This window comes from Streptococcus chosunensis (assembly GCF_003626515.1).
GTDB classification, from domain to species: Bacteria; Bacillota; Bacilli; order Lactobacillales; family Streptococcaceae; genus Streptococcus; species Streptococcus chosunensis.
Map to the genome: position 1 here is coordinate 70,404 of NZ_RBCK01000001.1, position 25,283 is coordinate 95,686.

At 40.5% G+C, this 25,283-nt stretch carries 23 protein-coding genes; 22 read left to right on the forward strand and 1 reads right to left on the reverse strand.

Features of this window, described 5'->3' with window-relative positions:
- Positions 1-8: 8 nt before the first annotated feature.
- The 22 genes from D7D54_RS09360 to D7D54_RS00585 all read left to right on the forward strand — a co-directional run bounded on the left by D7D54_RS09360 (position 9) and on the right by D7D54_RS00585 (position 24,311).
- Positions 9-344 carry a hypothetical protein gene (locus D7D54_RS09360; RefSeq protein ID WP_004238753.1) on the forward strand — a complete coding sequence of 112 codons (336 nt, stop codon included), beginning with the start codon at positions 9-11 and terminating at the stop codon, positions 342-344.
- A 65-nt stretch (positions 345-409) separates the two neighbouring features.
- The gene (locus tag D7D54_RS09460) at positions 410-757 is read left to right on the forward strand and encodes a hypothetical protein (protein ID WP_020901668.1); all 348 of its coding nucleotides are present in this window, start codon (positions 410-412) and stop codon (positions 755-757) included.
- Positions 758-790: 33 nt separating this feature from the next.
- On the forward strand, positions 791-1,078 hold the full coding sequence (locus D7D54_RS00480; RefSeq protein ID WP_020901669.1) for a hypothetical protein: 288 nt from the start codon (positions 791-793) through the stop codon (positions 1,076-1,078).
- Positions 1,079-1,223: 145 nt separating this feature from the next.
- Positions 1,224-3,737 (forward strand): preprotein translocase subunit SecA, encoded by a 2,514-nt coding sequence (secA, locus tag D7D54_RS00485; RefSeq protein WP_020901670.1) that lies wholly within the window; start codon positions 1,224-1,226, stop codon positions 3,735-3,737.
- An 80-nt stretch (positions 3,738-3,817) separates the two neighbouring features.
- Positions 3,818-4,849, forward strand: coding sequence for a 3-deoxy-7-phosphoheptulonate synthase (locus D7D54_RS00490; protein WP_020901671.1), 1,032 nt, complete (start codon positions 3,818-3,820; stop codon positions 4,847-4,849).
- Between the two features lies 1 nt (position 4,850).
- Entirely contained in the window at positions 4,851-5,882 is a 1,032-nt protein-coding gene (locus D7D54_RS00495) for a 3-deoxy-7-phosphoheptulonate synthase (RefSeq protein ID WP_120718578.1), read from the forward strand.
- A gap of 44 nt (positions 5,883-5,926) precedes the next feature.
- Positions 5,927-6,289, forward strand: coding sequence for a holo-ACP synthase (gene acpS / locus D7D54_RS00500; protein ID WP_000635005.1), 363 nt, complete (start codon positions 5,927-5,929; stop codon positions 6,287-6,289).
- Complete coding sequence (gene alr, locus D7D54_RS00505) at positions 6,279-7,382, forward strand: alanine racemase (protein ID WP_020901672.1); 1,104 nt, start codon at positions 6,279-6,281, stop codon at positions 7,380-7,382. The genes acpS and alr overlap by 11 nt, the downstream gene beginning before the upstream one ends.
- 20 nt (positions 7,383-7,402) lie before the next feature.
- Positions 7,403-9,418, forward strand: a complete 2,016-nt coding sequence (gene recG, locus D7D54_RS00510) for an ATP-dependent DNA helicase RecG (RefSeq protein ID WP_020901673.1) — start codon at positions 7,403-7,405, stop codon at positions 9,416-9,418.
- 318 nt (positions 9,419-9,736) lie between these two features.
- Entirely contained in the window at positions 9,737-10,717 is a 981-nt protein-coding gene (locus tag D7D54_RS00520; RefSeq protein WP_020901674.1) for an acetylxylan esterase, read from the forward strand.
- Between the two features lie 329 nt (positions 10,718-11,046).
- Positions 11,047-14,673: an SIALI-17 repeat-containing surface protein gene (locus D7D54_RS00525; RefSeq protein WP_020901675.1), complete on the forward strand. Its 3,627-nt coding sequence runs from the start codon at positions 11,047-11,049 to the stop codon at positions 14,671-14,673.
- Between the two features lie 254 nt (positions 14,674-14,927).
- Complete coding sequence (locus D7D54_RS00530) at positions 14,928-15,626, forward strand: N-acetylmannosamine-6-phosphate 2-epimerase (protein WP_020901676.1); 699 nt, start codon at positions 14,928-14,930, stop codon at positions 15,624-15,626.
- A gap of 114 nt (positions 15,627-15,740) precedes the next feature.
- Entirely contained in the window at positions 15,741-17,069 is a 1,329-nt protein-coding gene (locus D7D54_RS00535; RefSeq protein ID WP_020901678.1) for an ABC transporter substrate-binding protein, read from the forward strand.
- Between the two features lie 221 nt (positions 17,070-17,290).
- The gene (locus tag D7D54_RS00540; protein ID WP_153198773.1) at positions 17,291-18,157 is read left to right on the forward strand and encodes a carbohydrate ABC transporter permease; all 867 of its coding nucleotides are present in this window, start codon (positions 17,291-17,293) and stop codon (positions 18,155-18,157) included.
- 15 nt (positions 18,158-18,172) lie between these two features.
- Positions 18,173-19,012 (forward strand): carbohydrate ABC transporter permease, encoded by an 840-nt coding sequence (locus D7D54_RS00545; RefSeq protein WP_020901679.1) that lies wholly within the window; start codon positions 18,173-18,175, stop codon positions 19,010-19,012.
- Positions 19,013-19,238: 226 nt separating this feature from the next.
- On the forward strand, positions 19,239-19,691 hold the full coding sequence (locus D7D54_RS00555; RefSeq protein WP_020901680.1) for a NanQ anomerase/TabA/YiaL family protein: 453 nt from the start codon (positions 19,239-19,241) through the stop codon (positions 19,689-19,691).
- Positions 19,692-19,710: 19 nt separating this feature from the next.
- Positions 19,711-20,355 carry a DUF624 domain-containing protein gene (locus D7D54_RS00560; protein WP_020901681.1) on the forward strand — a complete coding sequence of 215 codons (645 nt, stop codon included), beginning with the start codon at positions 19,711-19,713 and terminating at the stop codon, positions 20,353-20,355.
- 171 nt (positions 20,356-20,526) lie between these two features.
- Positions 20,527-21,444: a dihydrodipicolinate synthase family protein gene (locus D7D54_RS00565; RefSeq protein ID WP_120718579.1), complete on the forward strand. Its 918-nt coding sequence runs from the start codon at positions 20,527-20,529 to the stop codon at positions 21,442-21,444.
- 17 nt (positions 21,445-21,461) lie between these two features.
- On the forward strand, positions 21,462-22,346 hold the full coding sequence (locus D7D54_RS00570; RefSeq protein ID WP_020901683.1) for an ROK family protein: 885 nt from the start codon (positions 21,462-21,464) through the stop codon (positions 22,344-22,346).
- 327 nt (positions 22,347-22,673) lie between these two features.
- The gene (locus tag D7D54_RS00575; RefSeq protein WP_020901684.1) at positions 22,674-23,438 is read left to right on the forward strand and encodes a class I SAM-dependent methyltransferase; all 765 of its coding nucleotides are present in this window, start codon (positions 22,674-22,676) and stop codon (positions 23,436-23,438) included.
- Between the two features lie 245 nt (positions 23,439-23,683).
- Positions 23,684-23,971, forward strand: a complete 288-nt coding sequence (relB, locus tag D7D54_RS00580; protein ID WP_120718580.1) for a type II toxin-antitoxin system RelB/ParD family antitoxin — start codon at positions 23,684-23,686, stop codon at positions 23,969-23,971.
- On the forward strand, positions 23,961-24,311 hold the full coding sequence (locus D7D54_RS00585) for a type II toxin-antitoxin system RelE/ParE family toxin (protein ID WP_120718581.1): 351 nt from the start codon (positions 23,961-23,963) through the stop codon (positions 24,309-24,311). Before relB ends, D7D54_RS00585 begins: the two co-directional genes overlap by 11 nt.
- A 61-nt stretch (positions 24,312-24,372) precedes the next feature.
- Here D7D54_RS00585 and D7D54_RS00590 read toward each other — a convergent pair whose 3' ends face one another.
- Entirely contained in the window at positions 24,373-25,224 is an 852-nt protein-coding gene (locus D7D54_RS00590) for a MurR/RpiR family transcriptional regulator (protein ID WP_120718582.1), read from the reverse strand.
- Positions 25,225-25,283 lie beyond the last annotated feature (59 nt).

The following is a 25,283-nucleotide window of genomic DNA, read 5'->3' on the forward strand; positions in this document are numbered from 1 at the left end:
TGTTGATGATGGAACATTTGTTTAAATTGTTAATCTTATTACCCTGTTTTTACTTTTTCAGCTGGATTGAAAAGGCCAACAGAGATAGTAAATTTTTCCCAATTTTTTACTATTTTTACTGGATTTACATCACCCTCTATGCTCTTTTTAGCCTTGCTTGGACAGTTTTTTCAGTCTTGTTTTTCAATATCCTATTGAGAAATGTGGCAGACATCAAGTCTTGGGGCATTTGGCTATTATTACTACTTATTGCTTTTTCCAGTTCTTGGTTAACCTATATCTTTTTCAAAAAAATGCTTCGCTTGAGACGGGAGCTAGGGAAGTCTAAAGGCGGCAAGCATTGATTTATATTGGTAATAACATTTAATAGAACGAAACTAAAGAAAATAATTTCAAAGAGGAGGTGTCGATGATGAAACTATCCTTTAATTGGTTTCATTTGATACTCTTATTTCCTTGTTTTTATTTTTTCTATTGGATAGACAATGCTGATAGAAACAGTAAAATTTTCCCCATCTTCTACTATTTTTACTGGATTTATATTTCCATTTTAGCTCTGTTTAGCTTGGATATGACAATTTTTTCATTCTTATTTTTCCCTTTTGTTCTAAATCATGAATCAGATGCTAGTGCTTGGGGTGTTGGGTTGCTTTTGATAGTCTTATCTCTAGGCAGCGACTGGTTAGACTATGTCTTTTTCAAAAAAATGCTTAGACTAAGAAAGGAGTTAGGAAAGTCTACGGGTGGAAGGTATTGATTTATATCGGTTTTTATTTATAGGAGGTGGCTTATGGAACGTCTAAAATCATTTATTACACAATATTCTAAATTCTATATTGGTTTAGTTCTGTTGATCTGGATTGCTTTCTTCTTTCTTCCTTGGGGCAGTCCGATTCTGGGGGGAAAGATTGACCTCTTCAGCATACAGAAAGTCTTGCTAGTTTTTGGTATTCTGTCTATTTTGATGGCCTTGCTGTCCAAGAAAGTCAGTCTCTTTGTTTTTGGATTGATCTGCTGTTTTTCTCTTTGGATTAATCTATTTATCCTATTTGCTATTTTGCCGATTTTTGGCAATTAAAGTATCATAAAAGTCAGAGAGGTTAGCTTGGAAACTAGCCTCTTTTTCCTTTTCAAAATGGGGATTCTTCCTTGAAAATAATCAGTAATTGTGCTAAAATTAAAAGAACATTCTAAAATATTCGGAATTTAAAGTAAGGAAAAACATGGCTAATATTTTAAAAACAATTATCGAAAATGATAAAGGAGAAATCCGTCGTCTGGAAAAGATGGCTGACAAGGTTTTCAAATACGAAGACCAAATGGCTGCTTTGACAGATGACCAACTAAAAGCAAAAACAGTTGAATTTAAAGAACGTTATCAAAATGGAGAATCACTGGATTCATTGCTTTATGAAGCATTTGCGGTTGTCCGTGAAGGTGCTAAACGTGTCCTAGGTCTCTTCCCTTATAAGGTTCAGGTTATGGGGGGAATCGTTCTTCATCATGGTGACGTGCCAGAAATGCGTACAGGGGAAGGTAAAACCTTGACTGCGACTATGCCAGTATACCTCAATGCTCTCTCAGGTAAAGGGGTTCACGTAGTTACGGTTAATGAATATCTATCAGAACGTGACGCGACTGAGATGGGTGAATTGTACTCATGGCTTGGTTTGTCAGTAGGGATTAACTTGGCTGCCAAATCTCCAATGGAGAAAAAAGAAGCCTATGAGTGTGATATTACCTACTCAACCAACTCAGAAATCGGATTTGACTACCTTCGTGATAACATGGTCGTTCGCGCTGAAAACATGGTACAACGTCCGCTTAACTATGCCTTGGTCGATGAGGTTGACTCAATCTTGATTGACGAGGCCCGTACACCTTTGATTGTATCAGGTGCTAATGCGGTTGAAACTAGTCAGCTCTACCACATGGCAGACCACTATGTAAAATCGTTGGATAAAGACGACTATATCATTGATGTGCAGTCTAAAACCATTGGTTTGTCTGATTCAGGGATTGACAAAGCTGAAAGTTACTTCAAGCTTGAAAATCTCTATGACATCGAAAACGTAGCTCTGACTCACTTTATCGATAACGCCCTTCGTGCCAACTACATCATGCTTCTCGATATTGACTATGTGGTGAGCGAAGAGCAAGAAATTTTGATCGTCGACCAATTTACAGGTCGTACCATGGAAGGTCGTCGTTATTCTGATGGATTACACCAAGCCATTGAAGCCAAAGAAGGTGTTCCAATCCAAGATGAAACCAAGACATCTGCCTCAATCACTTACCAAAACCTTTTCCGTATGTACAAGAAATTGTCTGGTATGACGGGTACAGGTAAGACTGAGGAAGAAGAATTCCGTGAAATTTACAACATTCGTGTTATTCCAATCCCAACAAACCGTCCAGTTCAGCGTATTGACCATCCAGACTTGCTTTTTGCTAGCATTGAAGCTAAGTTTAAGGCCGTTGTTAAAGACGTTAAGGCTCGTTACCAAAAAGGTCAACCTGTCTTGGTTGGTACAGTAGCGGTTGAAACCAGTGACTACATTTCTAAAAAATTGGTCGAAGCTGGTGTTCCTCACGAAGTCTTGAACGCCAAAAACCACTATAAAGAAGCCCAAATCATCATGAATGCTGGTCAGCGTGGTGCTGTTACCATCGCAACTAACATGGCCGGTCGTGGTACCGACATCAAGCTTGGTGAAGGAGTTCGTGAACTTGGAGGACTTTGTGTTATTGGTACAGAACGTCATGAAAGCCGTCGTATCGATAACCAGCTTCGTGGACGTTCAGGTCGTCAGGGAGACCCAGGTGAGTCACAATTCTACCTATCTCTCGAAGACGATTTGATGAAACGTTTTGGTTCTGAACGCTTGAAGGGAATCTTTGAACGTCTCAACATGTCTGAAGAGGCGATTGAGTCTCGTATGTTGACACGTCAAGTTGAAGCAGCGCAAAAACGTGTCGAAGGAAATAACTATGATACCCGTAAACAAGTCCTTCAATACGATGATGTCATGCGTGAACAACGTGAGATTATCTACGCTCAACGTTACGATGTTATCACTGCAGACCGTGACTTGGCGCCTGAAATTCACTCAATGATTAAACGCACGATTGGTCGTGTCGTTGATGGTCATGCGCGTGCCAAACAAGATGAAAAACTAGAAGCGATTTTGAACTTTGCTAAGTACAACTTGCTTCCAGAAGATTCTATTACGATGGAAGACTTGTCAGGCTTGTCTGATAAGGCCATCAAGGAAGAACTCTTCCAACGTGCCTTGAAGGTTTACGATAGTCAGGTTTCAAAACTACGCGATGAAGAAGCGGTTAAAGAATTCCAAAAAGTTTTGATTCTACGAGTGGTAGATAACAAGTGGACAGATCATATCGACGCCCTCGATCAATTGCGTAACGCGGTTGGACTTCGTGGCTATGCTCAGAACAATCCTGTTGTTGAGTATCAGGCAGAAGGCTTCCGTATGTTTAATGACATGATTGGTTCGATCGAGTTTGATGTGACACGTTTGATGATGAAAGCACAAATTCATGAACAAGAAAGACCACAAGCAGAACACCATATCAGTACAACAGCGACTCGCAATATCGCTGCCCACCAAGCAAATATGCCAGAAGATTTGGATTTGAGCCAGATTGGACGGAATGAACTTTGCCCATGTGGTTCTGGTAAGAAGTTTAAAAACTGTCACGGTAAAAGACAATAAAATGAGATAGTTTAGAGGCGGATACCTTGTGAAAAGTAAATTTTTACTTGGTATCCGTTTGCTTTATAAGGAGATGAGTTATGGTATTTACAGCAAAAAGTCCTAAAATTAATATTGAAGAAGTTCGTGCCTTATCAAAATTAGAAGGCCAAGCTTTAGAGAGAAAATCACAGCGCGATCAAGAGCTAGAAGCCATTATACGTGGAGAAGACCAGCGAATTCTCTTGGTAATCGGGCCATGCTCATCTGACAATGAAGAAGCTGTTCTTGAATACGCTAAGCGTTTGGCGACTCTACAAGAAGAAGTGACAGACCGTATCTTTATGGTTATGCGTGTTTATACTGCCAAACCTCGTACCAACGGAGATGGCTATAAGGGCTTGATTCACCAACCTAACGCGACAGAAGCGCCTAGCCTCATCAACGGAATCAAAGCCGTGCGCCATCTTCATTATCGTGTCATCACAGAAACAGGTATGACGACAGCTGACGAAATGCTTTATCCTGAAAATCTTCCACTAGTAGATGATTTGATTTCTTACATGGCGGTTGGTGCCCGTTCGGTTGAAGACCAGCAACACCGCTTTGTGGCAAGTGGAGCAGATTTCGCGACTGGTTTTAAAAATCCAACCTCTGGAAATCTCAATGTCATGTTTAATGGGATTTATGCTGCTCAAAACAAACAAAGTTTCCTTTTTCTTGGAAAAGAAGTAGAAACAACTGGTAACCCGCTATCGCACGCCATTCTTCGTGGAGCGATTAATGAGTATGGTAAGAATATTCCTAACTACTACTATGATAATTTGATGGATACCATTGCTCAGTATGAAAAAATGGGCTTGGAAAATCCCTTTATCATTGTGGATACCAATCATGACAATTCTGGTAAGCAATACATGGACCAGATTCGAATTGTTCGCCAGACTTTGATTAACCGTGATTGGAATGAAAAAATCAAGCAGTACGTTCGCGGCTTTATGATTGAGTCTTATCTAGAAGACGGTCGTCAAAATGAACCAGAAGTGTTTGGCAAGTCTATCACAGACCCTTGCCTAGGCTGGGAAAATACGGAAGCCCTTGTCAGAGAAATCTACCAAACGCTAGGAGAATAGTATGGCATTTATTGAAAAAGGTCAAGAAATCGATATTGAAGCAATCAAGGCAGAAACCCAATTGTCTGCAGAAGCCTTGCGACTAAAGGAGCGCCGTGATAGAGAATTGGCAGACATTATTTCAGGAGAAGATGACCGTATCCTTTTGGTGATTGGTCCTTGCTCTTCTGATAATGAAGAAGCTGTCTTGGAATATGCCCGCCGTTTATCTGCCTTGCAGAAGAAGGTGGCGGACAAGATTTTCATGGTTATGCGTGTTTATACTGCTAAACCTCGCACCAACGGAGACGGCTATAAAGGTTTGGTTCACCAGCCAGATACTTCGAAGGCTCCAAGTCTGATTAACGGTTTGCAGGCTGTTCGTCAGTTGCACTACCGCGTGATTACAGAAACTGGTTTGACGACTGCAGATGAAATGCTTTATCCATCAAATCTGGTCTTGGTAGATGATTTGGTTAGCTACCATGCTGTTGGGGCTCGTTCTGTGGAAGACCAAGAGCACCGCTTTGTGGCCTCAGGGATTGATGCACCGGTCGGGATGAAAAATCCAACTTCTGGAAATCTTGGTGTTATGTTTAATGGCATCTATGCCGCTCAGAACAAACAGACCTTCCTCTTCCATGGTCAAGAAGTTGAGACTTCAGGAAATCCCTTGGCCCACGTCATCCTTCGTGGTGCAGTTAATGAATATGGGAAAAATGAGCCTAACTTTTACTATGAAACTCTGCTAAATGCTATTGAGCGTTATGAAACTATGGGGCTTGAAAATCCTTTTATCCTCATTGACACCAACCATGATAACTCAGGCAAGCAATATATGGAACAGATTCGAATTGTTCGTCAGACATTGCAAAATCGTGATTGGAATGAGAAGATTAAAAAGACAGTTCGAGGCTTTATGGTTGAGTCTTACCTAGCAGATGGTCGTCAAAACCAACCAGAGGTCTTTGGTTGCTCTATTACCGACCCTTGCCTAGGTTGGGAAAATACAGAGGCCTTGGTAGAAGAGATTTATGCTACCTTGACAAAATAAGTGAAAAGGATGGAGTTGGGGAATCTCAACTCCTTTTGATGAGAATGATAGTTGGACACGGAATTGACATCGAAGAATTGGCTTCGATAGAAAGCGCAGTTACACGACATGAAGGATTTGCTAAGCGCGTGCTGACCGCTAAGGAAATGGAGCGCTTCACCAGTCTCAAAGGGCGCAGGCAGATTGAATATTTGGCTGGTCGCTGGTCGGCTAAAGAAGCCTTTTCCAAGGCTATGGGAACTGGTATTGGAAAACTCGGTTTTCAGGATTTGGAGGTCTTGAACAATGAACGCGGGGCGCCTTATTTTAGTCAGGCACCATTTTCAGGAAAGATTTGGCTGTCTATCAGCCATACCGATCAGTTTGTGACAGCCAGTGTCATTTTGGAGGAAAATCATGAAAGCTAGTCCACATAGACCAACAAAGGCTCTGATTCATCTGGGAGCTATTCGACAAAATATTCAGCAAATGGGAGATCATATCCCTCAAGGAACGCTCAAGTGGGCAGTGGTAAAGGCTAATGCTTATGGACATGGAGCAGTCGCTGTTGCCAAGGCGATTCAGGACGATGTTGATGGTTTTTGCGTTTCCAATATTGATGAAGCTCTTGAACTCAGACAGGCTGGACTCAGCAAGCGAATCCTCATTTTAGGAGTTTCTGAAATCGAAGCTGTCGCTCTAGCTAAAGAATACGACATCACCTTGACTGTGGCTGGACTGGAGTGGATTCGAGCACTCTTGGCTACTGGTGCTGACCTATCTGGATTGACAGTCCACCTCAAGATTGACTCAGGAATGGGACGGATTGGTTTTAGAGAGGCCGGTGAGGCTGAGCAAGCTCAAGACTTGCTCCAACAACACGGTGCTCGTGTTGAAGGGATTTTTACCCACTTTGCTACTGCAGACGAGGAATCAGATGACTACTTTAATGCCCAGTTAGAACGGTTTAAAACTATTTTGGCCAGTATGAAAGAAATTCCAGAGCTGGTTCATGCCAGCAATTCGGCAACGACTCTTTGGCATGCAGAGACTATTTTTAACGCCGTTCGTATGGGAGACGCTATGTATGGCCTGAATCCCAGCGGAGAAGTTTTAAATCTCCCTTATGATTTAAAATCAGCCTTGACCTTGGAGTCTGCTCTGGTTCATGTCAAGACAGTTCCAGCCGGAGCTTGCATGGGCTACGGAGCGACCTATCAGGCAGACAGCGAGCAAGTCATTGCGACGGTGCCAATCGGTTATGCGGATGGTTGGACACGAGATATGCAAAATTTCGCTGTCTTGGTAGATGGGCAAGCTTGCCCAATCGTTGGGCGAGTATCTATGGATCAAATCACCATTCGTCTGCCTAAGCTTTATCCGTTGGGAACCAAAGTAACCTTGATTGGCTCCGACGGAGATAAAGAAATCACTGCTACTCAGGTAGCGACCTACCGTGGGACTATTAACTACGAGGTGGTTTGTCTTCTCAGCGACCGCATTCCGAGAGAATATCATTAAACCAACGAAAGGAGTGGAGCATGAATCTACATCAACCCTTGCATGTCTTGCCTGGTGTGGGACCAAAGTCAGCAGAAAAATACGCCAAACTAGGAATTGAAAACTTGCAAGACCTCTTGCTCTACTTTCCTTTCCGTTATGAAGACTTCAAAACCAAGCAAGTATTGGAACTAGAGGACGGGGAGAAGGCAGTCCTATCTGGTCAAGTCGTGACTCCTGCCAGTGTCCAGTATTATGGATTCAAGCGCAATCGTCTGCGCTTTAGCCTCAAGCAGGGAGAAGTCGTTTTTGCGGTGAATTTCTTTAACCAGCCCTATCTAGCAGATAAGATAGAGTTGGGAGCAACCCTTGCTGTCTTTGGAAAATGGGACCGAGCCAAGGCTAGTCTGACTGGGATGAAGGTCCTAGCTCAGGTGGAAGATGACCTCCAACCTGTTTATCGCTTGGCTCAGGGAATCAGTCAGGCCAGTCTGGTCAAGGTTATTAAGACGGCCTTTGATCAGGGATTGGACCTCTTGATTGAGGAAAATCTTCCCCAGTCTTTGCTGGACAAATACAAACTCATGTCCCGTTGTCAGGCAGTCCGAGCTATGCATTTTCCAAAGGATTTGGCAGAATACAAGCAGGCTCTTCGCCGTATCAAATTTGAGGAACTCTTTTATTTCCAAATGCAATTGCAGACGCTCAAGTCTGAAAATAGAGTTCAGGGAAGCGGTTTGGTTTTGAACTGGTCTCAGAAAAAAGTGACAGCTGTTAAAGAAAGCCTTCCTTTTGCTCTGACCCCAGCTCAAGAAAAGAGTTTACAGGAAATTTTGACCGACATGAAGTCGGACCACCACATGAATCGTCTTTTGCAAGGGGATGTGGGGAGCGGGAAAACGGTGGTCGCTGGCTTGGCTATGTATGCGGCAGTGACGGCTGGCTACCAAGCAGCCCTTATGGTACCAACAGAAATCCTTGCAGAGCAACATTTTGAGAGTTTACAGAACCTCTTTCCAGACTTGAAACTGGCTCTTTTGACAGGTTCCTTGAAAGCTGCAGAAAAGAGAGAAGTCTTGGAGACTATTGCCAAGGGTGAGGCTGATTTGATTATCGGAACTCACGCTCTAATACAGGATGGGGTGGATTATGCTCGTCTGGGCTTGATTATCATCGATGAGCAGCACCGCTTTGGTGTAGGGCAAAGGCGTGTTCTGAGAGAAAAAGGCGACAACCCAGATGTCCTCATGATGACGGCGACTCCCATACCACGAACCTTGGCTATCACAGCCTTTGGAGATATGGATGTTTCCATTATTGACCAGATGCCAGCAGGACGAAAGCCTATTGTGACGCGCTGGATCAAACATGAGCAATTGCCTCAGGTCTTGACTTGGTTAGAGGGGGAAATCCAAAAAGGTTCACAAGCCTATGTCATCTCTCCTTTGATTGAAGAATCAGAAGCTCTGGATTTGAAAAATGCCATTGCCTTATCAGAGGAATTGACAGCTCATTTTGCAGGTAAGGCAGAGGTGGCTCTTCTACATGGTAAGATGAAGAGTGATGAAAAAGATCAAATCATGCAGGATTTCAAGGAGAAAAAAACGGATATTCTGGTTTCGACGACGGTTATCGAGGTTGGGGTCAATGTTCCCAATGCGACGGTCATGATTATCATGGATGCGGATCGCTTTGGGCTCAGCCAGCTTCACCAGCTCAGAGGTCGTGTTGGACGGGGGGACAAGCAGTCCTATGCTGTTCTTGTTGCCAATCCCAAAACTGATTCAGGGAAAGATCGCATGCGCATTATGACAGAAACTACTAATGGATTTGTCCTTGCGGAGGAAGATTTGAAAATGCGTGGTTCAGGTGAGATTTTTGGAACCAGACAGTCAGGACTCCCAGAGTTCCAAGTGGCTGATATCATTGAAGATTTTCCGATTTTAGAAGAAGCCAGAAAGGTTGCTAGCTACATTAGTTCGATAGAAGCTTGGCAAGAGGATCCAGAATGGCGCATGATTGCCCTTCATTTGGAAAAGAAAGAGTATCTAGATTAAGCTTTCTCTAAGGAAAACTTAAGCTAGCTTTTAGATTTAACCTTTATACTAGAGTCATCAAAAAGAAACGAGGACTCTCACATGACCGTAACGATTAAAGTAAATTACAAAACCACTTTCCAAAAGAAAGAAGTAACAAACTAAGATTGAATAGAAGAAGAAAGAGCGAAATGCTCTTTTTTCGTTTCTAAAACTACTTTCAGACGATAGGTTTGAGGGAAGAAAAGCTAAATTCGTTTTCTATTTACCCTTCCTTCTTGCATTGATTACTTAGATATGCTAGAGTGGTGATAGCGATTACAAAAAAAGGAGCATGTTATGAAAAATCCAGCTTTGTTAGAAGAAATCAAGACTTATAGAGGACGTGATGAGGTTCCAGAAGACTTTGATGCTTTCTGGGATGAGGAAGTGAAAAAAGTTTCAACTCTTCCAGTCTACCACTTGGAGGAAAGAGATTTCCACATTCCTCAAGTCAAGTGCTATGAGTTGACATTTGAAGGAACCAATGAAGGTAAGGTCTATGCACGTGTCGTTCTTCCAAAGAGTGAGGAGAAGGTTCCTATAATCTTCCAATTCCATGGTTATATGGGACGTGGCTGGGACTGGGCTGACATGCTAGCTTATACTGTGGCTGGTTACGGTGTTGTTTCCATAGACGTTCGAGGCCAGTCGGGCTATTCACAGGACGGTTTGCGTTCTCCTTTAGGAAATACGGTTAAGGGACATATTATCCGTGGGGCTGTGGAAGGTCGGGATCATCTCTTTTATAAGGATGTTTACCTGGATATTTTCCAGTTGGTCGAAATTGTTGCCAGTCTACCTCAGGTTGATGAGAAGAGTCTTTCTAGCTATGGTGCCTCGCAAGGAGGGGCTTTAGCCCTAGTTGCAGCAGCACTCAATCCTCGGATTCAGAAAACAGTTGCCATCTATCCATTCTTGTCAGACTTTAGACGAGTGCTTGAGATTGGGAATACTAGCGAGGCTTACGACGAACTTTTTCGTTATTTCAAGTTTCACGACCCTTTCCATGAAACTGAGGAGGAAATCATGGCGACCCTTGCCTATATCGATGTGAAAAATCTTGCCCATCGTATAAAGGGTGAGGTTAAGATGATAACGGGCTTGGACGACGATGTTTGCTATCCTATTACCCAGTTTGCGATTTACAACCGTCTGACCTGTGACAAGTCCTATCGTATCATGCCAGAGTATGCTCACGAAGCCATGAATGTATTTGTCAATGATCAAGTTTACAACTGGCTCTGTGGTAGTGAGATTCCTTTTAAGTATATAAAGTGATGAATGAGAGAGCCAGTAGCTCTCTTTTTTGTTATAAATGTTGAAAGTACTTTTAAAAATATTAAAATATTAAAATATTACTGAAAGTAAAATCTATTCTATGGCAAGCTTGAGATAAACCTATGACTTTATTGTATAATAAAGAAAAAGTCTCTAGGAAAGGAGTGAGAGAGCTACTGTTTGGATTACAGCTAGCTAAATTTTGAAATAGAGAAGGAGAGGAACTCTCGTTTATTAATTACTTTCTTGTGTTTTCCTATGGTCGGGAGTAAAAATTTTAAAACAAAAAGAAAGCGCTTTATTTTTCGGTGATATTGAAAGGTAGAAAGATGAATCAGAAGAATTATGACAGAAAACAAAGATATGGTATTCGTAAATTTGCAGTGGGTGTAGCCTCTGTAACCATTGGTGCTGTGGTGTTTGGAGTAAACCCTGTATTGGCAAATGAACAAGGAAACTCAACTGTAACTGCAGCTGAAAATAATAATCAAGGTTTATCAGAATTACCAAAAGAAGCTTCTTCAGGAAGTCTTGCAAATTTAGATAGTGAATTAGCTGGAAAATTGGCAACAGCGAAAGACAATGGTGTGGAAGTTGATCAAGATAAGTTGAAGAAAAATGAGACTACTGAAGCAGAGACAACCACTCCAACAAATACCCCTGCAGCTGAAAACACACCAGCTCCTGCTGATAAACCAGAAACAGATTCTACAACTACAGAAGCCAGTAACAAGGACCAAGATAAAGAAGAAGAGGGAGTTATTCCTCGAGATTATTATGCTAGAAACATCGAAAATGCAACTCCAGTAGTGGAAAAAGAAGATATTGAAACAAATTCGAAAAATGGTCAGCGTGTAGACTTAGCCAGTGAATTAGATACATTGAAGAAGCTTCAAAATGCGACTATTCATATGGAATTTAAGCCAGATGCAAAAGCTCCAGCATTTTATAATCTATTTTCAGTGTCTAGTGATAAGAAAAAAGATGAGTACTTCACAATGGCTGTTCTCAATAATACAGCCTTAATAGAGGGGCGTGATGCTAATGGAGCACAATTTTATGATAAATATACGGATGCTCCATTGAAAATTAAGCCTGGGCAGTGGAATTCGGTTACCTTTACTGTGGAAAGACCAAATGCAGACAATCCAGAAGGAAAAGTTAGACTTTATGTAAACGGTGTTTTATCGCGTACTAGCGTGAAGTCTGGTAAATTTATCAAGGATATGCCAGATATTACACATGCTCAACTTGGTGCAACAAATCGGGCAGGAAATTCAGTTTGGGGAGCAAATCTACAGGTTCGTAATTTAAGTGTCTATGACCGAGTACTGACTCCTGCTGAAGTTCAAAAACGTAGCCAATTATTTGAAAGATCTGATTTGGAGCAAAAGCTACCAGAAGGGGCTAAAGTTACTGAAAAACAAGATGTCTTTGAAGGTGGTATGCATAACCAACCAAATAAAGATGGTATCAAGAGTTATCGTATTCCTGCTCTTCTTAAGACAGATAAAGGAACCTTGATTGCTGGTGCTGACGAACGCCGTCTTCATTCAAGTGACTGGGGTGATATCGGTATGGTTGTTAGACGAAGTGAGGATAAGGGGAAAACATGGAGCGACCGAGTAACGATTACAAATTTACGAGATAATCCAAAAGCTTCTAATCCATCAATCGGTTCACCAGTGAATATCGATATGGTTTTGGTTCAAGATCCTGCAACAAAACGAATTTTTTCTATCTATGATATGTTCCCAGAAGGGCAAGGAATCTTTGGAATGGCTACTAAAAGAGAAGAAGCCTATAAACAAATCGATGGCAAAACTTACCAAATTCTCTACAAAGAAGGCGAAGAAGGTTCCTATACAATACGCGAAAATGGCACAGTTTATACTCCAGATGGGAAAGCAACCGATTATCGTGTTGTTGTAAACCCAGTTAAACCAGCTTATAGCGATAAGGGTGATTTGTATCAAGGGAATCAACTATTAGGAAATATTTATTTCACAAGCAATAAAACGTCTCCATTTAGAGTTGCTAAGGATTCTTATCTATGGATGTCTTACAGTGATGATGATGGTAAGACTTGGTCAGCACCTCAAGATACTACCCCAATGGTAAAAGCTGATTGGATGAAATTCTTAGGGGTTGGGCCTGGAACAGGAATTACTCTTCATACCGGACCTCATAAAGGTCGAATCATTGTACCTACTTATACAACTAATCAGACCAACCACTTAAACGGTTCTCAATCATCTCGGGTTATCTACTCAGATGACCATGGTAAGACCTGGCATATGGGAGGTGGTGTGAATGACCATCGTACGCTGACTGATGGCACTGTGATTGACTCAAGTACCATGAGTAATTATTATGCTCAAAATACCGAGTCCTCTGTTGTACAGTTAAATAATGGAGATCTCAAGCTCTTCATGCGTGGCTTGACAGGGGACCTTCAAGTTGCTACTAGTAAAGATGGTGGAGTAACTTGGGAAAATGATATAAAACGTTATGCGGATGTCAAGGATGTTTATGTTCAATTGGCTGCTATTCATACGATGCATGATGGAAAAGAGTATATTGTTCTTAGTAATGCAGGTGGGCCAGGACGTTTCAACGGTTTGGTACACTTAGCTCGTGTCGAAGAAAATGGAGAGCTGACTTGGCTTAAGCATAATCCTATTCAAAGTGGTAAGTTTGCCTACAATTCTATTCAAGATCTCGGGAATGGCGAATATGGATTGCTTTATGAGCATGCAGATAACAACCAAAACGAATATACCTTGTCTTATAAGAAATTTAATTGGGATTTCTTAAGCAAGGATATGATTTCTCCAACCGAAGCAAAAGTTACACATGCAGTTCATATGGGGCAAGGCATTATTGCCATGGAATTTGATTCAGAAGTATTGGTCAATCAAGCACCAACTTTACAGCTTGCAAATGGGAAGACGGCTACGTTTATGACGCAGTATGACACAAAGACTCTATTGTTTACAGTAGATCCTGAGGATATTGGTCAAAAAGTTACAGGCTTAGCAGAAGGAGCTATCGAAAGTATGCATAATTTGCCTGTTTCAGTAGTTGGTTCTAAAATTACTCATGGTGTAAATGGAAGCGAAGCTGCGACAAATGAAGTTCCAGAATTTATAGGTGGAGTTAATGGTGAAGAAGGAGCAGTAACTGAAGAAGTTCCTGAATACACAGGCCCATTAGCTACAGCAGGAGAAGAAGCGCCAACAGTAGAAAAACCAGAATTTACGGGTGGAGTTAATGGCGAAGAAGGAGCAGTAACTGAAGAAGTTCCTGAATATACAGGTCCATTGGCAACAGTGGGAGAAGAACCAGCACCAACAGTAGAAAAATCAGAATTTACGGGTGGAGTTAATGGCGTTGAGGCTACAGTAACTGAAGAGGCTCCTGAATACACTGGTACTTTAGCAACAGTAGGAGAAGAACCAGCACCAACAGTAGAAAAACTGGAATTCAAAGGGAGCGTTAATGCGGTTGAAGCAGCGGTCCATGAACTTCCAGAATTCAAAGGGGGCGTTAATGCAGTTTTAGCAGCTTCAAATGAGGTTCCTGAATATACTGGAGGTGCTAATTTTGTCTTGGCAGCTTCAAATGAGGTTCCTGAATATACTGGAGGTGCTAATTTTGTCTTGGCAGCTTCAAATGACCTTCCTGAATATAAAGGAGGTGTCAATGGCGCTGAGGCAGCAATCCATGAAGTGCCAGAGTACAAGGGAGAAACCAAACCAGTCTTAGCAGCTGCAAACGAACATCCAGCTAAGAAGTTATCTCTTGGACAAGATGCTACTTATCAAGCACCAGCGACTAAACAAAACGAGCTACCAAATACTGGAAGTAAAGAAAATACAACCCTTATTTCTCTAGGATTAGTGACAAGTTTCTTATCTGTCTTGACATTAGGAAAGAAACGAAAAGAAGACTAGGCTAGGTCTTGAATAAAATGAATTTAGCTCATCGTTAATGATAAAAGAGATAGCCCATTTTAAAGTTGGCTATCTCTTTTTATCATTTTAGATGCTAAGCGAATTGAGAATAAGACAAAGCTGAAACTACTTTCAGAAACGGCTGTTCTATAAAATACTTTTGAAACTGAAATCTATTCTACCACAAACCATTGAAAGCGCTTTAAAAATAATATATAATGAACTCATAAGAACAAAGAAAAGGAGGAAAGAGGATGCCACAGATTACTAAAGAAGCCTTGATTGCGCAAATCAAAGATGGAATCATCGTTTCTTGTCAGGCCCTTCCTCACGAACCGCTCTATACAGAAGCGGGAGGAGTCATTCCCTTGCTGGTCAAAGCGGCTGAGCAAGGTGGAGCAGTCGGTATCCGAGCAAACAGTGTTCGTGATATCAAGGAAATCAAGGAGGTCACAAAACTTCCAATCATTGGGATAATTAAACGAGATTATCCACCACAAGAACCCTTCATCACTGCTACTATGAAAGAAGTTGATGAATTGGCAGAACTTGATATAGAGGTAATTGCTCTGGATTGTACCAAGCGTGAACGCTATGATGGTTTAGAGATTCAAGACTTCATTCGTCAGGTTAAGGAGAAATATCCTAACCAGCTCTTGATGGCTGATACAAGTACTTTCGAAGAAGGATTGGCAGCTGTTGAAGCAGGAATTGACTTTGTCGGAACAACTTTATCAGGATACACATCTTACAGTCCAAAAGTGGATGGTCCCGATTTTGAATTAATTAAAAAACTCTGTGATGCCGGTGTAGATGTCATTGCAGAAGGGAAAATTCATACACCAGAACAAGCCAAACAAATCCTTGGATATAGAGTGCGAGGCATCGTTGTTGGTGGCGCTATTACTAGACCAAAAGAGATTACAGAACGCTTCGTTGCTGGTCTTAAATAACACAATTTAAAAACAGAGGAGAGTGGTGAATGCGTCGGATGAAATGAAAATGTATATAAATGCAATCTTACTCATTATCCAATATGGATACGCTTATCAATTAGGAGAATACAAATGAAATTTAGAAAACTAGCTTGTACAGTACTTGCGGGTGCTGCGGTTCTTGGCCTTGCTGCATGTGGTAATTCTGGCGGAAGTAAAGATGCTGGAAAATCTGGTAGCGATAGCGGAAAAACAGAAATCACTTGGTGGGCATTCCCAGTCTTCACTCAAGAAAAAACTGGTGACGGTGTTGGAACATATGAAAAATCAATCATCGAAGCGTTTGAAAAAGCAAATCCAGATGTAAAAGTGAAATTGGAAACGATTGACTTCAAGTCAGGACCTGAAAAAATTACAACAGCTATCGAAGCAGGAACAGCTCCAGACGTACTCTTTGATGCACCAGGACGTATCATCCAATACGGTAAAAACGGTAAATTGGCTGAGTTGAATGACCTCTTTACAGACGACTTCGTTAAAGATGTGAACAATGAAAACATTGTACAAGCAAGTAAAGCTGGAGACAAAGCTTACATGTATCCAATCAGTTCAGCTCCATTCTATATGGCTATGAACAAGAAAATGTTGGAAGATGCTGGAGTTGCAAACCTTGTAAAAGAAGGTTGGACAACTGATGATTTTGAAAAAGTTTTGAAAGCACTCAAAGACAAAGGCTACACACCGGGTTCATTGTTCAGTTCTGGTCAAGGGGGAGACCAAGGAACACGTGCATTCATCTCTAACCTTTACGGCGGTTCTGTAACAGACAAAGATGTAACAAAATATACAACTGATGATCCTAAATTCGTCAAAGGTCTTGAAAAAGCAGCTAGCTGGATTAAAGACGGTTTGTTGAACAATGGTTCACAATTTGACGGTGGAGCAGATATCCAAAACTTTGCCAACGGTCAAACTTCATACACAATCCTTTGGGCTCCAGCTCAAAACGGTATCCAAGCTAAACTCTTGGAAGCAAGTAAAGTAGAAGTGGTAGAAGTACCATTCCCATCAGATTCAGGTAAACCAGCTCTTGAATACCTTGTAAACGGATTTGCAGTATTCAATAACAAAGACGACAAGAAAGTTGCAGCATCTAAGAAATTCGTTCAATTCATTGCAGATGACAAAGAATGGGGTCCAAAAGACGTTGTTCGTACAGGTGCCTTCCCAGTTCGTACTTCATTTGGCAAACTTTATGAAGACAAACGTATGGAAACAATCAGTGGTTGGACTAAATACTACTCACCATACTACAACACTATCAATGGTTTTGCTGAAATGAGAACACTTTGGTTCCCAATGTTGCAATCTGTATCAAATGGTGACGAAAAACCAGCGGATGCTTTGAAAGCCTTCACTGAAAAAGCTAACGAAACAATTAAAAAAGCTACAAAACAATAAGCACTAAATCAGATTGACTCCTCCCTTTTCCCTGTGCAACGTCTATGTAAGAAAAGGGAGGATTTTGTTTGAAATGTAAGGAACTGTCACGAAATTAAAATGAAGTTCTTACATAAGCGAATCTTAAAAAATTTCATTTTGATTTTAAAACAGTTTAAGAAAATCCAAAATATTCTATTTGTGAAAGAGAGGTGCCGACTGTGAAAGTCAATAAAATTCGTATGCGGGAAACAGTGATTTCCTACGCTTTCCTAGCACCAGTATTATTCTTCTTTGTCATCTTTGTATTGGCTCCTATGATTATGGGATTCATTACAAGTTTCTTTAACTACTCAATGACTAAATTTGAGTTTGTAGGTTTGGACAACTACGTTCGCATGTTTAAAGACCCTGTCTTTATGAAGTCTTTGATCAATACCGTGATTTTGGTTATTGGATCTGTACCAGTTGTTGTTCTATTCTCACTCTTTGTAGCATCTCAGACCTATCATCAAAATGCCATTGCCAGATCCTTCTACCGTTTCGTCTTCTTCCTTCCTGTTGTAACAGGTAGTGTTGCCGTAACAGTTGTTTGGAAATGGATCTATGACCCACTATCAGGGATTCTAAACTTTGTCCTTAAGTCAAGCCACATCATCAGCCAAAACATTTCTTGGTTGGGAGATAAAAACTGGGCGTTGATGGCGATTATGATTATCCTTTTGACTACATCTGTTGGTCAGCCGATTATCCTTTATATCGCTGCAATGGGAAATATTGACAATTCATTGGTAGAAGCAGCACGGGTTGACGGTGCAACAGAATTACAAGTTTTCTGGAAGATTAAATGGCCTAGCCTTCTTCCAACAACTCTTTACATTGCAATCATTACAACAATCAACTCATTCCAGTGTTTCGCCTTGATTCAGCTTTTGACTTCAGGTGGTCCAAACTATTCAACAAGTACACTTATGTACTACCTTTACGAAAAGGCCTTCCAATTGACAGAATACGGCTATGCCAACACTATCGGTGTCTTCTTGGCAGTGATGATCGCTATCGTAAGCTTTGTTCAATTTAAAGTACTTGGAAACGACGTAGAATACTAAAGAAAGGAGACAGCTATGCAATCTACACAAAAGAAACCATTAACAGCTTTCACTGTTATTTCAACTATTATCTTGCTCTTGTTGACCGTGCTGTTCATCTTTCCATTCTACTGGATTTTGACAGGTGCCTTCAAATCACAACCTGATACCATTATGATTCCGCCACAATGGTTCCCTAAAATGCCAACTATGGAAAACTTCCAACAACTCATGGTGCAAAACCCTGCTATGCAGTGGATGTGGAACTCTGTGTTTATCTCATTGGTAACCATGTTCTTAGTCTGTGCAACCTCTTCTTTAGCAGGTTATGTATTGGCTAAAAAACGTTTCTATGGTCAACGTATTCTCTTTGCCATCTTTATCGCTGCCATGGCGCTTCCAAAACAAGTTGTCCTTGTACCATTGGTACGTATCGTCAATTTCATGGGAATCCATGACACTCTTTGGGCAGTTATCTTGCCTTTGATTGGATGGCCATTCGGGGTCTTCCTCATGAAACAGTTCAGTGAGAATATCCCTACAGAGTTGCTTGAGTCAGCTAAAATCGACGGTTGTGGTGAGATTCGTACCTTCTGGAGCGTAGCCTTTCCAATTGTGAAACCAGGATTTGCAGCCCTTGCAATCTTTACCTTCATCAATACTTGGAACGACTACTTCATGCAGTTGGTAATGTTGACTTCACGTCAAAACTTGACTATCTCACTCGGGGTTGCGACTATGCAGGCTGAAATGGCAACCAACTATGGTTTGATCATGGCAGGTGCCGCTCTTGCAGCAGTTCCAATCGTAACAGTCTTCCTAGTCTTCCAAAAATCCTTCACTCAGGGTATTACTATGGGAGCGGTCAAAGGATAATACTCTGCGAAAATCGAATTCAAACTATGTCAGCGTCACCTTGCCATACTTAAGTATTGCCTGCGGTTAGCTTCCTAGTTTGCTCTTCAATTTTCATTGAGTATAAGAGAATACAGAGTTATAAGTGTCTACAAAATGTTGGGTATTTGCTTACCTTAGAGATTTTGTTAGACACTTATCAACTTAAGAATGATTTTAGTTAACTATCAGAAACGAAGGAAACAGTATGATTTTTGACGATTTGAAAAATATTACCTTTTACAAGGGGATTCATCCCAATCTAGACAAGGCTATCGACTATCTCTATCAACATCGTAAAGATTCTTTCGAGTTAGGAAAGTACGAGATTGACGGTGACAAGGTCTTTCTAGTTGTTCAGGAAAATGTCCTCAATCAAGCTGAAAATGATCAATTTGAGCATCATAAGAAATATGCAGACTTGCATTTGCTGGTAGAAGGACATGAATATTCGAGCTACGGATCACGTATCAAAGATGAAGCAGTAGCATTCGACGAAGCGAGTGACATTGGTTTTGTCCATTGTCATGAAAAATACCCACTCTTGTTGGGTTATCACAATTTTGCAATTTTCTTCCCAGGAGAACCACACCAGCCAAATGGCTATGCAGGTATGGAAGAGAAGGTTCGCAAATATCTCTTTAAAATTTTGATTGATTAAAAAATCAGGAGGAGCAAATATGGCACAAAAAGGAGTAAGCCTTATCAAGGCAGCATTTGATACAGATAACTTTCTCATGCGTTTTAGTGAAAAGGTTTTGGATATCGTCACAGCCAATCTTCTTTTTGTTGTCTCTTGCTTGCCCATCGTGACGATTGGAGTGGCTAAAATTAGCCTCTACGAGACCATGTTTGAGATTAAGAAGAGCAGACGTGTGCCTGTCTTTAAAATCTATCTAAGAGCTTTCAAGCAAAATCTGAAACTAGGTCTTCAGCTAGGTCTGCTTGAGTTGGGCATTGTTTTGTTGAGTCTTTTAGACCTCTATCTCTTCTGGGGGCAGACAGCTATGCCTTTCCAAATGGTGAAAGCTATTTGCCTAGGCATTCTTATCTTCCTCACTATCGTGATGCTGGCTAGCTATCCAATCGCTGCGCGCTATGATTTGACTTGGAAAGAAGTGCTGCAAAAAGGGCTTATCTTGGCAAGTTTTAACTTTCCTTGGTTCTTCCTCATGTTAGCCATTCTTATCCTCATTGTGATGGTTCTTTATCTGTCAGCCTTCAGTCTACTTTTAGGTGGTTCAGCCTCCCTGCTTTTTGGATTTGGACTATTGGTCTTTATCCAGACTGGATTGATGGAGAAAATTTTTGCAAAATACGAATAGGATGGCTTGTTTCTAAAACTACTTTCAAGCTTTAAACGTTTCAAAATACATATCGAAACTAAAATCTAAGTGTACACCAGATGTTGAAAGCGTTTTTCACAAGGTGTATACTAAACACATAAAGAATAAATCCTGCTTCTAGCAGAAAAAAGAAATCTTAGGAGAAAATCTATGTCAGATTTAAAAAAATACGAAGGTGTCATTCCAGCCTTCTACGCATGTTATGATGATCAAGGAGAAGTAAGCCCAGAACGTACTCGTGCCTTGGTTCAATACTTCATTGATAAAGGTGTTCAAGGTCTCTATGTCAATGGTTCTTCTGGTGAATGTATCTACCAAAGTGTTGAAGACCGTAAATTGATTTTGGAAGAAGTCATGGCAGTTGCCAAAGGGAAATTGACCATCATCGCTCACGTAGCTTGTAACAATACCAAAGACAGTATGGAACTTGCTCGCCACGCAGAAAGCTTGGGTGTAGATGCCATTGCAACGATTCCACCTATTTACTTCCGCTTGCCAGAATACTCAGTTGCTAAATACTGGAATGACATTAGTGCTGCAGCTCCAAACACAGACTACGTGATTTACAACATTCCTCAATTGGCAGGAGTTGCTTTGACTCCAAGTCTCTATACTGAAATGTTGAAGAATCCACGTGTTATCGGTGTTAAGAACTCTTCTATGCCAGTTCAAGATATCCAAACTTTTGTCAGCCTTGGTGGGGAAGACCATATCGTCTTTAACGGTCCAGATGAACAGTTCCTAGGTGGCCGCCTTATGGGTGCTAAAGCTGGTATAGGTGGTACTTATGGTGCTATGCCAGAACTCTTCTTGAAACTCAACCAATTGATTGCTGACAAAGACTTGGAAACAGCGCGTGAATTGCAGTACGCTATCAACGATATCATTGGTAAACTCACTGCTGCACATGGCAATATGTACGGTGTCATCAAAGAGGTCTTGAAGCTCAATGAAGACTTGAATATTGGTTCTGTTCGTTCACCATTGACACCAGTGACTGAAGAAGATCGTCCAGTTGTAGAAGCAGCTGCAGCCTTGATTCGTGAAACCAAGGAGCGCTTCCTCTAATCCATAAGGAGGTATTTATGACACACTACGTTGCAATTGATATCGGTGGAACCAACATCAAATATGGTTTGATCGACCAAGAAGGCCAACTTATTGAATCGCATGAAATGCCAACAGAGGCGCATAAAGGTGGACCTCATATCTTACAAAAGACCAAAGATATCGTAGCCAGCTATTTAGAACAAGGCCCAGTAGCAGGTGTTGCTATTTCTTCTGCAGGAATGGTGGATCCTGACAAGGGTGAAATTTTCTATGCTGGGCCTCAAATCCCTAACTATGCAGGCACCCAGTTCAAGAAGGAAATCGAAACTAGCTTTAATATTCCTTGTGAGATTGAAAATGATGTCAACTGTGCAGGTCTGGCTGAGGCAGTATCCGGTTCAGGCAAGGGAGCGAGTGTGACACTTTGCTTGACCATTGGAACCGGTATCGGTGGTTGCTTGATTATGGATGGAAAAGTCTTCCATGGTTTTAGCAATTCAGCCTGTGAAGTCGGTTATATGCATATGCAGGATGGAGCTTTTCAGGATCTCGCTTCTACCACAGCTTTAGTAAAATATGTAGCTGAAGCACATGGAGAAGAAGTTGACCAGTGGAATGGCCGACGCATCTTTAAGGAAGCTACCGAAGGAAACAAAATCTGCATGGCTGGTATTGACCGTATGGTAGACTATCTAGGAAAAGGTCTGGCAAATATTTGCTATGTGGCCAATCCAGAAGTGGTCATTCTCGGTGGGGGTATTATGGGGCAAGAGGCTATCCTCAAGCCTAAAATTCGAAAAGCTTTGAAAGATGCTTTGGTACCAAGTCTGGCTGATAAGACGAGATTAGAATTTGCTCATCATCAAAATACAGCAGGGATGTTGGGCGCCTACTATCACTTTAAAACAAAACAATCCTAGTTTGGATTTATTGAATTAAACAGAACACTTAATCACTACTTGAGTGAAAACTGTTTTGCTTAATTCTTTTTTTATTGCAGAATTTGATCCAAAGGAGGTAATCATGAGAAACTAGGAGAAAATAACTGCCTTGTGTGAAAAGTTAAAGCGAGAGTAATTCTATCATCAATTTAACTAGTGTTTAGTTTGAGTAAATGAGAAAATGCGGAAAAATGATATAATGAGATGGACGAAAATTTGACAAATTAGAATTTCTAGAGGTGAGAGAAATGTGGCAACCTATTCACCTTAAATCGAAATAATATAAAATTACGAGAAGATTATAAGATGAACAATTATATAAAATTAAATGAAGATAGATGGAATAATGTAAAAAATGACTACACTGAGCCATTGACACATGAAGAACTAGAAGAGGTTAGAGAACATCCAATTTCTGTTGCCTTAACTGTTGGAAAAAAAGTTCCAACAGAATGGTTTGAAAAAGCAAACGGAAAAAAGATATTAGGTTTAGCTTGTGGTGGTGGTCAGCAAGGCCCAGTTTTTGCTGCAAAAGGTTATGATGTAACCATAATGGATTTTTCGAAATCACAATTACAAAGAGATGAGATGGTTGCTAAAAGAGAAGGATTAAAAATCAATACAGTTCAAGGTGATATGACAAAACCATTTCCATTTGAAAATGAAACTTTTGATATTATTTTTAATCCGGTTTCAAATGTATATATAGAAGATTTAGAAAACATGTATAAAGAAGCCTCTCGAGTATTGAAAAAGGGTGGACTGTTAATGGTCGGATTTATGAACCCTTGGATATACATGTATGATGCTGATATTGTATGGGATAAACCCGATGAGGAACTACTTTTGAAGTTTTCAATACCTTTTAATTCAAGAGAGCTTGAAGAGGAAGGCAAAATCACCATCAATCCAGAATATGGCTATGAATTTAGCCATACCTTAGAAAGTCAGATTAGAGGACAACTTAAAAATGGTCTTGCTATGATCGATTTTTATGAATCATGTGATAAAAGACATCGATTATCACGTTATGGGAATGACTATATAGCTACACTTAGCATTAAACTATAATCTTATGAAACATACTTCAAGAGAATAGCCCGTTTTATGTTTCGTAAGGGTTAAAATCTAAATCTCAGTTTGTCGAAGTACAATAATCAAATAAAATTAGAGAGAGGAAGTAAAAGTAAATAGCAGATACTTCCTTTTTGTTGTCAAACATTTAAAAACGGAAAGGAGGATTTTCAAATCAAATCCTCTTGACTTTCTTTATAATTATGAGATAATAAATAAAATATATAAAGGAGTTATATAAAATGGCTATAGCGAATTCAAGTAAAATTGTGACTTTCCAAGCTAATAGAGAATTGGTAAATGATGCCATGGAAGTGTTAAAAGAACAAAATCTCTCTCTTTCATCGGCACTCAGATTATTTTTAAAGAATGTTGCCGTAACAAATGAAGTAGATTTACTTAATGAAGAGGAATTAGAGAAGGAGTATTTGTTTAGGCAATTACAAGCAGAAGTTCAAGAAAGTTATGCCAAGATTGAGGCTGGAAATTACTTGACAGATGAGGATGTCGTGACACGCTATGGATTATAAAAAATATCGGATTTTGTATTCTCCTAGAGTGATTGATAGTCTGGATAAAATATATCAGTATATAGCGGAGGAAATTGGTTCTGTAGAGGCTGCGAGACGAAAAGTGGCGAGTATTAGAAAAGATATTAATCGGCTAGAAATTTTCCCCCAAGCTGGATTTGATGCCGATGAAAAATTTGGTAAGAAATTAGATCCTCACTACCAAACGCGAGGATTGACCTTGAGTAAGGATTACATCGTATTATATGCAATTGTTGAAGATACCGTCAGACTTGCTTATTTACTCCCTTCAAAAAGTGATTACATGAAATTATTTAAGACTAAGTCAAGATATGACTAATTCATAATCTTGAAGAGGTATGTTTGGTGATGAATAAAAATCCTAGTTTGGTTAAACCAAACTAGGATTTTCTTACACGTTTTTGTCTACGATAGCCATTGAGTTTTTTATTTTCCCAATAGCTGTTAAAAATTTTCTCCTTACTTTCGCGATTGATTTCCAAAAAGTAGGCATAAATCAAATCAATAAAGAAGAGCATAGGAAGTTGAGCGGATATACGTTGGATGTAAGAAGACTGGCTGTGTGTGGCTACAAGAACAGTCTCTGTATAGGCCTGACTATCTTTATTGGGAACACTTGTAAAAAGTACAGTCTGTGCGCCCATCTCTTTCGCGTCTAATAGACTATCTAGAATAGAAGGAGTTGAGCCAGAAAGTGAAAAACCGAGTACGAGACAATTCTCATCCATAATACTGGTTGTCCAAGCAAAGCCATCTTGGTCAGTCAAGGACTCGCAGACCACACCTAGACGCATAAAGCGCAATTTCATTTCACGAGCGACAAGGCCAGAACTTCCTGTTCCAAAGAAGTAGACACGCTCAGCATCTTCGATTAACTGGGCGATTCGTTCCAGTTGTTCTTCGTCAATTAAGTCCTGTGTTTGTTCCCGCATACTACTATAACTTCTAAGGACTCGTTTTGTCAGTGGACTGTGCTTGTGAGAATGGGTGTCTTGTTTCTCTGCTTGGTGCAGGTATTGGAAAATAAATTCTCGATAGCCTGTAAAACCACATTTTTTAGAAAAGCGGGTCAGAGCAGCTTGAGAGATATGTAATTTTTGAGTGACCTGCTGAGAAGATAAATCATCTGCAATAGTTTCAGCTTGCAAAAAATAGCGAGCGATTTCTTGCTCTAGGTCTGTCATTTCTTCGAAGTGAGAATCAATGAGGGTTGCTATATCTGGTTTGTCCATAGGGAAGGCTCCTTTAAGTGAGTCATATTGGAAAAAGACTGAGTCATCAAACTTTTACA